This is a genomic window from Aromatoleum sp. (genome assembly GCF_032027225.1).
GTDB lineage: Bacteria > Pseudomonadota > Gammaproteobacteria > Burkholderiales > Rhodocyclaceae > Aromatoleum.
Genome location: NZ_JAVSMM010000024.1, coordinates 1 through 14160 on the forward strand (window position 1 = coordinate 1; position 14160 = coordinate 14160).

General features: G+C 65.4%; 8 protein-coding genes and 1 pseudogene. 5 read left to right on the forward strand and 4 right to left on the reverse strand.

Annotated features, from left to right (window positions below; all coding sequences use genetic code 11):
- Positions 1–372: 372 nt before the first annotated feature.
- A complete protein-coding gene (gene istA, locus ROZ37_RS19780) occupies positions 373–1935 on the forward strand; it encodes an IS21 family transposase (RefSeq protein ID WP_312662237.1) in 1563 nt (520 codons plus the stop codon).
- A 22-nt stretch (positions 1936–1957) separates the two neighbouring features.
- A complete protein-coding gene (istB, locus tag ROZ37_RS19785) occupies positions 1958–2692 on the forward strand; it encodes an IS21-like element ISAzo4 family helper ATPase IstB (protein ID WP_312662239.1) in 735 nt (244 codons plus the stop codon).
- Between the two features lie 418 nt (positions 2693–3110).
- Here istB and ROZ37_RS19790 read toward each other — a convergent pair whose 3' ends face one another.
- Positions 3111–4388 carry a diguanylate cyclase gene (locus ROZ37_RS19790; protein ID WP_312662304.1) on the reverse strand — a complete coding sequence of 426 codons (1278 nt, stop codon included), beginning with the start codon at positions 4386–4388 and terminating at the stop codon, positions 3111–3113.
- 237 nt (positions 4389–4625) lie between these two features.
- Here ROZ37_RS19790 and pabB point away from each other — a divergent pair, with 237 nt between their 5' ends.
- Entirely contained in the window at positions 4626–6422 is a 1797-nt protein-coding gene (gene pabB / locus ROZ37_RS19795) for an aminodeoxychorismate synthase component I (protein ID WP_312662240.1), read from the forward strand.
- Here pabB and ROZ37_RS19800 read toward each other — a convergent pair.
- Positions 6410–6763, reverse strand: a complete 354-nt coding sequence (locus tag ROZ37_RS19800; protein WP_312662241.1) for a hypothetical protein — start codon at positions 6761–6763, stop codon at positions 6410–6412. The two genes, pabB and ROZ37_RS19800, sit on opposite strands and share 13 nt — an antisense overlap.
- Positions 6764–7055: 292 nt before the next feature.
- On the opposite strand from ROZ37_RS19800, the gene ROZ37_RS19805 reads away from it, so the two are divergent.
- Entirely contained in the window at positions 7056–8327 is a 1272-nt protein-coding gene (locus ROZ37_RS19805) for an aminotransferase class I/II-fold pyridoxal phosphate-dependent enzyme (RefSeq protein ID WP_312662242.1), read from the forward strand.
- Positions 8328–8372: 45 nt separating this feature from the next.
- On the opposite strand, the pseudogene ROZ37_RS19810 reads toward ROZ37_RS19805, so the two are convergent.
- Positions 8373–8675 (reverse strand): annotated as a pseudogene (locus ROZ37_RS19810) (4a-hydroxytetrahydrobiopterin dehydratase); the annotation flags it as partial.
- 36 nt (positions 8676–8711) lie between these two features.
- Positions 8712–12539, reverse strand: coding sequence for a DUF748 domain-containing protein (locus ROZ37_RS19815; RefSeq protein ID WP_312662244.1), 3828 nt, complete (start codon positions 12537–12539; stop codon positions 8712–8714).
- A 133-nt stretch (positions 12540–12672) separates the two neighbouring features.
- Here ROZ37_RS19815 and ROZ37_RS19820 point away from each other — a divergent pair, with 133 nt between their 5' ends.
- Positions 12673–13881: an NAD(P)/FAD-dependent oxidoreductase gene (locus ROZ37_RS19820; RefSeq protein WP_312662246.1), complete on the forward strand. Its 1209-nt coding sequence runs from the start codon at positions 12673–12675 to the stop codon at positions 13879–13881.
- Positions 13882–14160 lie beyond the last annotated feature (279 nt).

Genomic DNA, 14160 nt, shown 5'->3' on the forward strand with positions numbered 1-14160 from the left:
ATGCGGTCCTCAATATTGACGTAACTGAACAGAGCGTTCTGTTTGTGGTCGGTGCCACGCATCGAGATTATTGATTTGTTGATTCGAATGGAATTATATCAGCCCTGAAATACCCGCCAATACTAGGATTTATCGTAAATTGCGGATTCCGACCCAACGTGACCGCTGATTCCGAGAAGGGTGTGACCGGTGTTTCCGGGATGGTGACCGCGGATTCCGATTTGATCGTGACCGATTTGGGCGGTCGTCGGAATGACCGGTCACGTTGTCGGAATCGCCGGTCACGATCAGATCGGAACGGGTGTATGCAGCAGGCGTGGCAACGTCGTTTATCAGGCCGGCTACCCTCGCGCGCTTTGCGCGGAGACGGGGATGCCGGCGGAGCAGATTGCCATGCACAAGATCAGGGAGCTGTTACGGCTCAAATACGACTGCGCGCTCTCGCATGAGCGCATCGCCCGCGCGCTGTCGATTTCGAAGGGGGTCGTTGCCAAGTATGTGAAGGCGGCCGAGGCGAGCGGACGGGGGTGGGCCGAGTTGTCGGCGGCCGACGAGGCGCAGCTGCGCGGGTGGCTCGGCGGGACGATTCGCCCACGCGGGGCGACGGCGGGCTACGTGCCGCCGGACCTGGCTGCGGTGCATCAGGGACTGAAGAAGAAGAGCGTCACGCTCGCGCTGCTGTGGGAGGAGTACGTGCAGGCGGCCGCCGGGCCGGCCTACCAGTACTCGCGCTTTTGCGACCTGTACCGCGAGTTCGCCCGGCACCTGAAGCGCTCGATGCGCCAGGTGCATCGAGCCGGCGAGAAGCTCTTCATCGACTACGCTGGCGACACGGTGCCGATTGTTGATGCCGGCACCGGCGAGATTTCCCGCGCGCAGATCTTCGTCGCGGTCCTCGGGGCCTCGAGCTACACCTTCGCCTGTGCCACGGCGACGCAGTCGCAGGCGGATTGGCTGGGGTCGTTGGCGAAGGCACTGACCTTCATCGGTGGCGTGCCCGAACTCGTCGTGCCCGACAATACCCGCTCGCTGGTCGGGCAGGCCGACCGCTACGAGCCGCAACTGCAACGTACGACCGCCGAATTCGCGGCGCACTACGGCGTGGCGATCCTGCCCGCGCGCCCTTACAAGCCACAGGACAAGGCCAAGGTCGAGGTCGGCGTGCAGATCGTGCAGCGCTGGATTCTGGCGCGGCTGCGGCATCGGCGTTTCTTCTCGCTGGCCGAGTTGAACGAGGCGATCGCCGCGCTGATCGAGCCGTTGAACACGCGCCCCTTTCGCCGCCTGCCGGGCTGCCGCCGCGAAGCGTTCGAGACGCTCGACCGCCCGGCCCTGCGCGCGTTGCCGGCCACGCCCTTCCAGTTCGCCCAGTGGAAGCGGGCCAAGCCCAACATCGATTACCACGTCGAGTTCGACGGGCATTACTACAGCGTGCCCTATGCGCTCGCCGGCCAGGCGGTGGAGCTGCGCATCACCGCGAACAGCATCGAATGCCTCGCCGCCGGCAAGCGCGTGGCCGTGCATGCGAGGAGCCACCGGCGCGGTGCCTTCACCACGCTCACCGAACACATGCCCGCCTCGCATCAGGCGCACCGCCAGTGGTCGCCCGGCAAACTAATCGGCTGGGGCGTGACGGTCGGCACGCACACCGAGCAGGTGGTCATTCACCAACTCGAACGCATGCCGCATCCCGAGCAGGGCTACCGGGCGTGCCTCGGGCTGATGCGCCTCGGTCGTCAATACGGCAACGAACGCCTCGAGGCCGCGGCCACCCGCGCAGTGACGCTGGGCGCGATGCGTTACCGCAGTGTCGCCTCCATCCTCAAGAGCGGGTTGGACCGGGCACCGCTCCCCACCCCCGCCGCCGCTAGCCCAACCGAACTGGCGCTCCCCGCCGCGCACGAGAACCTGCGCGGCGCGCACTACTACCACTGATTCCACCCACCGGAGAACATCGATGCTGATGCAACACAGCCTGCAACAACTTCACACCCTGCGCCTGGAGGGCATGGCGCACGCCTTCGAAGAACAGCTCACTCAGCCCGCCATCGCCGCGCTCAGTTTCGAGGAGCGCTTCGCCCAACTCATCGATCGCGAGATCCTGCTGCGCGATGGCAAACGCATCGACCGACTGCTCAAGGCGGCCCGCATCAAGGCCGCTGCCGCCTGTCTGGAGGACGTCGACTACCGCGCCGGGCGCGGACTCGAGCGCAGCCAGATCGCTGCGCTCGGAACCGGCCAGTGGATCCGCCACCACCAGAACTGCCTCATCACCGGACCGACCGGCAGTGGCAAGACCTGGCTCGCCTGCGCGCTCGCCAATGCTGCCTGCCGGCACGGACTGTCGGCCTACTACGTGCGTCTGCCGCGGCTCTTCGAGGAACTGCGCATCGCGCACGCCGACGGCAGCTTCAGTCGGCGGCTGATGCAGCTCGCGCGCCTCGATCTGATCGTCATCGATGACTGGGGCCTGGCGGCGCCGTCGGCACAGGAGCGCTCCGACCTGCTGGAGCTTCTGGACGATCGGGTCGGTACACGCTCGACCGTGATCACCAGCCAGCTGCCGATCGAGCACTGGCACACCTATTTGGGCGATCCGACCTTCGCCGACGCCATCCTCGATCGCGTCGTGCACGCCGCACACAAGTTCGCCCTCAAGGGCGAATCGATGCGCAGAAAGGAAAAAGCATGAGGCCGTGCGAGCGATACGCCTTACCCACAGGCGCCCGCCCGCCAGCGTATGAGGCGCGCTGGCGGTCGCCTGTGGATAAGCCTGCGTCGTACCCCCAACCGACCGTGATCGTGACCGACGCGGTTAGAATCTGAACCCCACGCTTGCGCGCAGACCCCAACGGTCACGTTCGTCGGTGCAGCCGGTCACGTTCGTCGGAATGCGCAGTAAATCAACACCCTGCTAGGATTTATCGTAAATCAACACCCTGCTAGGGATCCTTGCTGCAGATCTCCAGGGATCGCACAAAGAGGTAACCGGCGGCCGCCACCCCCTACCCCCTCCAAAGAACCGTTCCGCTGCGTCCCGGGGCAGTCGATTCTTCCGCCGCTTCTTCCAATCCCACAGCCGCGGGACCACCGGCCGAACGAGAATTCTCCTACTGCATCCCCTCACGGATTCCTGTCGAAAGCACCTCCGCCGCCGGCGCCGCAGCCATCCGGTTTCGTCCCGTCCTTTTCGCGCGATACAGCGCAGCGTCCGCAAGAGCCAGCAAGCGATCTAGCGTCGCGTCCTTACCCAGTTGAGCGATACCGAGACTAGCGGTGAGGGCGAACGGGTGCCCCTTCTCGTCCTGCAAAACCGTTTCCGCAATGCGCTTCCGCAGCCGCCGACCCAATTTCCGCGCGCCGTCGAGATCCGTGCCGGGAAGGACGATCACGAACTCCTCGCCGCCGTACCGCCCGACGATATCGATCTCGCGCACGCAGTCCTCGCAGATCGTCGCCACGGCGCAAATTGCCCGGTCTCCGACCGCATGGCCGTATTCGTCATTCACTCTCTTGAAATGATCGATATCGAGCATGATCAGCGCGAGCGGTAGGTCAAAGCGGTGCGCGCGTCCCCATTCGTGCCGTGCCCGTTCCATCAGGTGCCGCCGGTTACTGACTCCGGTAAGTGGATCCAGCCGCGCGAGCTGATGCAGGCCTTCCTCCCTGCGCTTGTGCTCGGTCACGTCCTCGCAAACGGCGACGAAACGCGAAATCCGCAGAGACGCGTCGCGCAGTGGCGAGACCGATACCCTTTCCCAGCACTCGCTTCCGTTCTTGTGCCGGCCCAGAATCTCGCCGCGCCACACGTCTCCCGCGACGATCGTTTGCCATAGATCGTGGAAAACCTTGCCACCGGCCCGCCGCGCGCCGAGAAGTCGGGGGCTGCGCCCGATCACCTCGACGCGCTCGTACCCTACATTCGCGAGAAACGCGTCGTTCACGTATTCGATCCGCCCGTTGCGGTCGGCGATCAGCATCGCAACGGGCGCCTGATCGAGCGCGGCTTTGTACGCCTGCACCGGGTCGTGGTTCGCAACTGCGCGCACAAAGCCCGACGGTGTGCTAGTCGGCAACCGAGGCTCGGCAAGCCCGAGTGCGCTTCGCGACAGCGACTCCGCGGCGGCTCCATTCACGTGCCTACTCGCTGGCCTGACGGTCGCAAGTTCTTCCCGATCCGCCGACCCGGCTTCCGATATCGCGTTCGTCCCCATGGCCGCCGGTGTCTCCGGGTTGCGCAGCAAGGGCCAGACCGCCCAGACGATCACCGTCGTCAGCAGGCCCATTAGCGACGCGAGAAGGATCAGTAGTCTTCCTCCTTCCGCACCGCCGCCCGCTCCGAAGCCGCCGTCCGAGACGAACGAATCGAGCAGGCCCAACACGAGCATCACGAACGAAACGACCAATACGAGGAACAACGGCAATGGCTGTCGGATAGGCTTCATCGGTCGTTGAACACTCTCTCTGAAAAACGCGATAAGCATATGTCGATTACATTTTGAATGCTATATGTATTTCCAGTTGCCTGCCGAGAAAGAGGCACCGGCGTTGCTGCACTCCGATTTGCCGTCCCGGATCGGCTACCATTCGCGCGCCCTGGCCAAGGACTCACTTCGATCGCCGCGATGCTCGACTCCCTTTCCCAATTCGCTCTCTTCGACGACAACCGCGACAACTGCGGCGACCTGCTGCTATCGGACCTCGAAGAGCACATCGTCTGCCGCGCGGGCGATGACGTGGGCGCGGCTTTCCGCGCGATTGCCGCGGCGCAGAAACGCGGTCGATGGACTGCGGTCGCCGCATCCTACGAACTCGGGTATGCGCTGGAGCCAAGGCTGTCGCCGCTCTTGCGCGAGGCCGACCATCCCTTGGTCGAGGCCTGGGTGTTCCGTCGCGCCAACCACCTGAGTAATGCCGAAACTGCCGACATGCTGGACCGCAGCGTCGGGCGGCTTTCGGAGCACGAACAGTCGGCCGGTGTCGCCGCCCTCACGCTGGATCTCGCGGAGCGGGATTACCGCGAGTCGGTCGTGCGGATCCGCCGGTTGATCGAGGCCGGCGATTGCTACCAGGTGAATTACACCTTCGCGCTGCGGGGCGAAACCTATGGCAACCCGCTCGCGCTCTATCGGCGGCTGCGCGACGCCCAGCCGGTTCGCCACGGCGCGTTCATCCGCCACGGCCGCGGAGTCGTTCTCTCCCGATCGCCGGAACTGTTTGTCGAACGCCAGGGGCAGCGCTTGACGTGCCGTCCGATGAAGGGCACCGCCCCGCGCAGCGAGGCCGCCGAGAAGCTCGCCGGATCGGATAAGGATCGCGCCGAGAACGTCATGATCGTCGATCTGCTGCGCAACGACCTCGGACGGCTCGCGCCGGCAGGGGGCGTCAGGGTGACGCGGCTGGGCGAAATCGAAGCGTATCCGAGCGTGTGGCAGATGACCTCGACGGTGGTCGCCGAACCCGTGACGGCCGATCTCGAAACGGTTTTTCGCGCGCTGTTCCCCTGTGGTTCGATTACCGGGGCGCCAAAAATCAGGGCGATGCAGATCATCGACGAGCTGGAGCCCCATCGGCGCGGCGTGTATTGCGGCGCGCTCGGCTGGATTTCACCGGGCGGCGATTTTCGCTTCAGCGTGCCGATCCGAACGCTCGACGTGGACAACGACGGGAAAGTCACGATGGGTATCGGCAGCGGCATCGTCGCCGACTCCGACCCGTCCGCGGAATGGGCCGAATGCGCGCTCAAGGCACGATTTCTCACCGGCCTGCATGCGGAGTTCGGCCTGATCGAGACGCTGCGTTGCGAGCCCGCCAACCGGGCGCCTTATCCCTTGCTCGAACTCCATCTCGAGCGCCTGACCGCCTCGGCGGGACATTTCGGCTTTCGCTTCGATCCGGGTTTGTTGCGCGCCGCACTGCTTGCGCAAGCGGCTGCACTCACGGGCCCGCATCGCGTCCGCGTACAACTCGCGCCGTCGGGGAACTTCGAGATCGCGAAGGGGCAGCTCGAACCGCGAGTAGGCACGGCACTGGCGACCGTCGCCGTTTCGGCGCACCGGGTTTCGAGCCAGGATCCCCTCAGCCGGCACAAGACGACGCTCCGCGAGGCTTACGACCGGGAGTTCGCGAGCGCGGCCGCAGCAGGCCACTTCGATGTGCTATTCCTCAACGAACTCGGCGAGCTCGCCGAAGGTGCGCGGACGAACGTATTCCTCGACCTCGGCGACGGAACACTGTGGACGCCGCCGCTCACGAGCGGCGCGCTCGACGGCGTCTATCGACGCAAGTTGATCGCGGAAGGCGCTGCGCGGGAGCGCCGGCTGACGCTTCGGGATTTGTTGAGCGCGCGTGCGATCCACATTGCGAATGCGCTCCGCGGTCTCGTGCACGTCGAGTTGGCGACGCGCGATCAGCTCAAGTAGCGGTGGTCGGCGCGGCTGTCGCGACAGCGCGTCAGTCCCTTCGCGTCGTCGGCAGTCAGACAGCAACGGTTTTCTTCGCAGCGCAAGCCGTTCTGCGGTGGCTCACCGGACTCGAAGTCGTCGATCCGCAGCAGTTTGAGAAAGTGCAGCGCGGACTCGCGGCCGCAAAAAACCGTCAGCGCCCCGCCCGCTGCGCACAACCAACGGTCGTCCATCGAAATCGCAAAGCAATTTCCGTCACGGCCGCCGACCGCGTGAATGCGGATCTTGCAGGCACTCTTTCGCCATTCAGGCGCGACGAAGAGTTCGAGCCATGTCGCGATATCCCCCGAAGTTTCCATCTCGCCGAATCCTCCGTGACCGCTCGCTGCCTAGCGCGGGAGCCGAACCTCCGTTGCAGCAAGGTTTCCATTATGGAGCAGAGAGGGTTCGATTCAAGAATTATTCCACTGGACATATTTTATTTGCATCACCGGGGACGGTATCGAGCGGAAACCAGCCTCGGGGGGCAGCGCCCGATCCGCCCTGCCCGCCACTTTCGCCAATCGGGGACTGCCGCCACAGGATTAACTACTCGGCTTCCCTAATCACGCTGGTTATACTTTTCCGCTCAACGACCGGAGGAAGAATCGCATGAAGCTCGAAACGCTCGCCGTCCACGGCGGATACAGCCCCGATCCGACGACCAAGGCGGTCGCGGTGCCGATCTACCAGACGACGTCGTACGCGTTCGACGACACGCAGCACGGCGCCGACCTGTTCGACCTGAAGGTGCAGGGCAACATCTACACGCGCATCATGAACCCGACGCAGGACGTGCTCGAAAAGCGTGTCGCAGCGTTGGAAGGCGGTATCGCGGCGCTCGCGATGGCGTCGGGCATGGCGGCGATCACGGCGTCGATCCAGACGATCGCCGAAGCCGGCGACAACATCGTCACCTCCAGCACGCTCTATGGCGGGACCTACAACCTCTTCGCGCACACGCTGCCGCAATACGGCGTCGAAGTCCGCTTCGCCGATTACCGCGATCCCGATGCATTCGAGCGTCTGATCGACTCCCGCACGAAGGCGGTGTTCTGCGAATCCATCGGTAACCCGCTCGGCAACGTCACCGACTTCGAAAAGCTCGCCGAAGTCGCACACCGCAATGGCGTGCCGCTGATCGTCGACAACACGGTGCCGTCGCCGTATCTGTGCCGCCCGTTCGAGTACGGTGCCGACATCGTGGTGCACGCGCTGACGAAATACCTCGGCGGACACGGCAACTCGCTCGGCGGCATCATCGTCGACTCCGGCCGGTTCCCGTGGGCCGAGCACAAGACGAGGTTCCGCCGGCTGAACGAGCCGGACGTCTCCTACCACGGCGTCGTCTATACCGAAGCGCTCGGCGCGGCGGCTTACATCGCCCGCGCGCGCGTGGTGCCGCTGCGGAACATGGGGGCCGCGATCTCGCCGTTCAATGCCTTCATGATCCTGCAGGGGATCGAGACGCTCGCGCTGCGGATGGACCGCACCTGCGAAAACAGCGTTGCGATCGCGACCTTCCTGAAGAATCACCCGAAAGTGAGCTGGGTGAACTACGCCGGCCTCGAGGATCACAAGGACCACGCGCTGGTGCAGCGCTACATGGGCGGGCGCGCGTCCGGCATCCTCAACTTCGGCGTGCAGGGCGGGCGCGACGCAGGCGGGCGCTTCCAGGACGCGCTCAAGCTCGTCACCCGGCTCGTGAATATCGGCGACTGCAAGACGCTGGCCTGCCACCCGGCCTCGACGACACACCGCCAGCTCGGGCCGGATGAAATGCTGAAGGCCGGCGTGTCCGAGGACATGATCCGCTTGTCCGTGGGCATCGAGCACGTCGACGATCTGATCGCCGACCTCGACCAGGCGCTCGCCGCGGTCTGACCGGTGGATGCACGAGGGCGGCGGAAAACGGTCGCCCTCGTCCCGTCAGGCCCCGGATGCGGCGCGATCGATGAATCGCGCGAGCTCGATGTCCTTCGACGTCAGTCCGCCGGCGTCGTGGGTCGACAGCGTGATCTCGACGCGGTTGTACACGTTGAACCATTCGGGATGATGGTCGAGCTTCTCGGCCATCAGCGCCACCCGGCTCATGAAGCCGAAGGCCGCATTGAAGTCCGCGAACCTGAAGCTCCGGCTGATTGCGTCCCGCTGCTGGACCGGTGCCCACTCGGGTAGCCCGGCCAGCGCGGCCGAACGTTCGCTGTCGGTCAGTCTGCTCGTCATGATGCCTCCTGTCTGCGTCGACCGCTGGAAGCGTCGCGGCCGCTAGCGCAGCGAAAACACCGCGCGCCGCCCCGCGCCGCCCTCTCCTTCGCCCGCTTCGACTTTCGGTGCCAGCAGAAAAATCCGCTCCGCGGGGACCTGCCCTTTTTCGAGCAGCGCGGTCTTGACCGCTTGCGCCCGCTCCTGCGCGAGTTGCCGCAGCGCCTCGTCGCCGACCGCCGTGTTTGCGAGGATCAGGGCTTCCATCTCCGCCGGCGGCAAATCCTTCAGCAGACCGATCATGTTGCGCGGCCGATCGAATTTGGCATCCCGATACACGCGCTCGAGCCACTTCGGATATTCCTCGGGTCCGATCGCGACCTCGTCGAGCGCCGGTGCATTCTCTTCGTCGCGTGACGACGCCTTCAGCTTCGCGGCCTTCATCGCCCGCTCGAGCCTGACTTTTTTCAGTCCCTCGGTGTCGCTCGCCGGGTCCGCTCGGCCCGTGATTTCGAGTCGCAGCGCCGGCCGATCCGTCAGCGCTTTCGCCAGGGTCGCGACCTTTTCGTCGGCGTCGGGGGAGAACGTCGCGCGGCCGGGCGCGAATTCGAGGTAAGACAGCTCCTCGCCGCCGCCGAACATCGATCCGAGCAAGGCGAACGGCGCCGTCAGCGCCTTGCCGACGAGGTTCACGATGGCCTTGAATACGAGGCCGGCGATGCTGAATTGCGGGTCGTCGAGCGAGCCGCTGATCGGCAGCCGCAGGTCGATCTCGCCGGCGCGATTCTTCAGCAGGGAGACGGCGAGCTGCACCGGGAGGTTGAGTGCGTCGGGACTGTCGACCTTGTCGCCGAACGTCAGCTGATCGAGGAAAACGCGGTTCGTCGCCGTCAGCTTGCGGTCTTCGATCTTGTAGTTCAGGTCGGCCGAGAGCTTCCCCTTCTCGATGCCGTAGCCGACGTACTTGCCCGAATACATCGACACCCCGGTCAGTTCGAAGTCCTTCACCGACGCGGCGATGTCGAGATAGCGGTCCTGCCGGAACAGGTTGAACTCGCCGGCGACGGTAACCGGCGCCGTGTTGTCGACCTTTCCCTGAAGATCGAGCCGCGCGAGCGTCGTCGGGTCCGAGGACAGCCCGACGAGCTCACCTTCCATGCCGGTCAGGTTGGCGTCGTAGTTCGGTCGCACGAAGCGGTCGCTGAACTCGATGTTGCCCTTCTTGATCACGATCTTCCCGACCGCGACCGGAGGCGGAGGCTCGGCCGGTGGGCGCGGGACCTCGACCGTCGTCGTGCGGCCCTTCGTTTCCGGCTTCGGCTTCGCTTCGGACGGCTCGCCCGCGGCACCCGCGCCCTCCGGCGACGGGCGGATTTCACGCAGGTTCAGTTGCCCGGTTTCGTCGAGGATCAGCCGCGTGTAAAAGTCGGTCAAGCCGATCTCGGCAACCGACACCGCGAACGGCGATAGGCGCAAGTCGATGTCCGTGAGGTTCAGCGCGCGCCAGCGGGCGAGGTCGGTCGAGTGGTTCTTGTCGATCGACGAGAAATCGGCGACGCCCAGATTGCCCTTGAAGCTGCCCTTCAACGTGCCGTCGCGCGCCGTGTCGAAAGCGAGCGTGCCGCGGCTCGTGAGATTGCCGCGCGCAATCGCGATGTTGAGCTGTTCGACGACGAACGGCTGCAGTGGCAGCAGGTCGACCTTGCGCACATCGATGCGGAAGCTGCCTTTCAGCGGCTCCGGCGTGATCGTTCCGCTGATCGCCGCGCGCCCGCCCCGGTTGATGCGCGCATCGAGATCGAGCTTGGTCGTCACGCCCTTCGCGCTGCTCAACCCATCCGCGGTCAGCTTGATCGCGCTCGCCTGCATCACGACCGGCTTCGCCTGCGTCCGGTCTTCCAGGCGCACGGCCCAATCGTCGAGCGCGAGCCTTTCGACGACGACCGACCAGGGTTTTGCGGCTTCCGCATTCCCGTTGTTGCCGCTTGCGGGTTTCGCGCCCCCGGTGGAACCGGAAGGCGAATCCAGCAGACCCAGCGCGTCGAGTTTGCCGTCCCGGGCGCGGACGAGCGAGAACGATGCCCCTTTCGATTCGACGCGGCCGACGGTGACCGAGCGCTGGGCCGGCGCCACCGCGACATTCTCGATCGCCAGTCGCGACAGCTTCGCGAGCGCGGGCGGCTGCCCCTTCAACCCGAGTTCGAAGTCGCGCAGCACGACCGACTCCGCGAGGACGTCGATCACGGGCTCGCCTTGGCCCGCCTTGACCGTGTATTTCACTGCTGCATCGACGCGTCCATTGCGGATCTCGCCGCCCGGCAACGCGGCGCCGTAGTACGGCGCATAGCGGCTCGCGAGGAGATTCTCGGCGGCGATGTGGCCGTCGAGTTCGAACGGGACAAGCCGCAGGCGGTCGCGGTGACTGCTCTTTTCGTCGGCGTCGGTCGTGAAGTCGACGGCGACGTCGGCGACCATGTCCGGCGCCGTCCCGAGGTTTTTCGCCTCGATCACCACATCCTTTAGTTCGGTGCGGAACGGCGTCGCGGTCGTGCGATCCTCGAAACGGATCTTCGCGCGATCGATTTTCGCGTGGTCGAGCACGAAGACTGGTGGCGCCGACTTTCCTTCCTTGGGGCCCGCGTTGTCGGAAGCCGCAGTGCCGTTCTCAGCGCTCGCGCCCGCCGCGTTCGCGCTCGCCGGTTTTTTGTCGGGGGAGTTCTCTCCGTTCGGTCCGGTCGCGTTCTCGCCGGCCGGTCGCTTCGCGTCTCCTTCTGCCGGCGCCGACTTCGAGGCAGCAGGGTTTCCGCCCTGCGTGCTGTCGGCTGCAACCGACGGCGTCGCCTTCGCCGTCGGCAGGATCTCCTGAAAGTTCAGCTTTCCATCCGCGAGCCGCACGACGTCGACTTCCGGCTGCGCGATCTCCAGCCGAGCGAAGTGCCACTGCCCCCCGAGCGGCTGAACGTCGGCCAGATCGAGGACGAGCGACGGCACGTTCAGCATCGTCTCGCCCGCGGCGTTCTCGAGCCGGAACCCCGCGAGTTCCACCGTGCCCTTGACCGCGAGCTTCGCACCCGCCTCCTCGGGCTGCGAAAAGGCCACTTCGAGCCGCGTCGTCAGCCGCCCTTCGGGCACCTTGAAGGCCGCGTCGAACGGCAGGTAGGCGAGATACGGTGTGAAATCGAAACCGTCGAGAACGACATCAAGTACGGTCTCCCGGTCCTCGCTGAACGGGCGGATCTTGCCGTCCAGACGGAGCGGCCGGCCGTTGACGAGCGCCGACACGACCGGCTCGACGAACAGGTCGACCTTCGCCGGCAGGTTCGACAGGAACGGCAGGCCGATATCGAGTTGCGACAGCTCGTTCTTCAACCCGACCACCTGGTCTTCGAAGACCACGTCGCCGCCGATGATCCGGATGTTGTTCACCGAAAAACGCGCTTCGCCCTCGTCCTCGGACGGTGGTTTCGCGGCGAAGCGGTCGATGACGTCCGACCAGTTGTTGCGCCCCGATTCGAGCCTCACGAAACGGGCGTGCGGCCCTTCGAGGCGCAGTTCGCGCAGCACCGGGCCGCCGCGGATCAGCGACTCGATTTGCAGGTTCGCATACAAGGTCGCGAACGAGAACGCATCGCCCTGCCCGTCCGCCTCCGCAATCCGGACGTTGTTCACGGTCATCGACAGCGCGAACGGGTTGATCCGCACGCGCTCGATCGTGACTTGCCGGCCGAGCGCGTCGGCGAGCGCGCGTTCGCCGAAATGGCGCACCACGGGCGGTAGAACCAGGAAACCGAGGATTGTGATCGCGGCAAGGATTCCGGCCGTCCACTTCGCCGCCCGCAGCACGCGCGGCGACCCGATCCTCCGCCACGCCCGTGCGCCCGTCTCCGTCATATGCGTTCTCCACATGTCATCGGCCGCGATCATGCCACTGCCCGCTAAATCTAGCAGCGGAATCATGGGCTGTGAATTGCCGGGTGCGGCCCCGGCGCGTATCCTGCGCCGCTTTCCACGTAGGGGCTCTCCGGTGCCTGAGCAGAAATTCGACGTCATCGTGATCGGCGCCGGTGCCGCCGGAATGATGTGCGCGGCGCAGGCCGGACAACGCGGGCGCCGGGTACTGATCATCGACCACGCGGCGAAACTCGCCGAGAAGATCCGCATTTCGGGCGGCGGCCGCTGCAACTTCACGAACCGGCGCGTCGGTCCCGAGAACTTCCTGACCCTCAACCCGCACTTCACGCGCTCGGCGCTCGCGCGCTACGGGCCGGCCGACTTCATCGCGCTCGTCGAAAGCCACGGTATCCGCTACCACGAGCGCGACCACGGGCAACTTTTCTGCGACGACTCGGCGCAGCAGATCATCGACATGCTGCACGGCGAATGCCGGGACGCCGGCGTGAGCTTCGCGATGCCGCTCGCAGTCGAAGCGGTCGCGCGGCTCGGCGACGACGGCGATCGGTTCGAGGTACGCGCCGGGGGGCGCGCGCTGCGCTGCCAGAGTCTCGTGATCGCGTCGGGGGGACTGTCGATCCCGAAGATCGGTGCAACGCCGTTCGGCTACCGCATCGCGGAGCAGTTCGGCCTCGAAGTCGTGCCGCCGCGGCCGGCGCTCGTGCCGCTGACCTTGCCTCCCGAGACGCTGCAGAAGTTCGCACCGCTCGCCGGCGCGTCGCTCGACATCGAGGCACGCTGCAACGGCGGCCGTTTCCGCGAGGCGGCGCTGATCACGCACCGGGGTCTGTCGGGCCCGGTGGTTCTGCAAGTATCGAGCTACTGGCAGGCGCAGGCGTATCGCGACGAAGACTGGGAAGCGGTGAGTTTCGACCTGCTGCCGGGCATCGACGCTCGTGCGTGGCTCGAAGCGCACGCCGGCGACAAGGGCCTGCTTGCGAACCTGCTCGCAGAACGACTTCCGCGTCGCTTCGCGCACGCGTGGTGCGCGTTGCACGGCTGGGAACGGCCGTTGAACCAGTTCCGCGCTGGCGAGCTGAACGCAATCGCCGCGACGCTTTGCGACTGGCAGATCGTTCCTTCCGGCACGCAGGGCTATGCGAAGGCGGAAGTGACTCTCGGCGGGGTCGATACGCGGGCGCTATCGTCGAAGACGATGGAGGCGACGCGCTGCCGCGGGCTCCATTTCGTCGGCGAAGTGATGGACGTCACCGGGCACCTCGGCGGTTTCAATTTCCAGTGGGCCTGGTCGTCGGGCCATGCCGCCGGACAATTCGTCTGAACGCGGAAACAGTTAAACGGCCAATGAAGCAAGCTTCACCATTCGTCGCGAGCGGTTGAGAGGCGCGCGCGCCAATGTGGCTTCGATGTGCCCAGCCGCCCCGAGGCATATTGCGGGTCACGGTCAAACAGGAAATTTGTTACACCGTTCGCGACGAGCGTGTCGAAGCATGTGGTCATGGCTTCGACACGCCTGTGCTCGGCGAAGCAGAAGGGATCTGCTCGAACGGCGTTCGAGCGCAAGGCTGATCCGGCGAGCGGATGGCGTACGCAAGCTAAT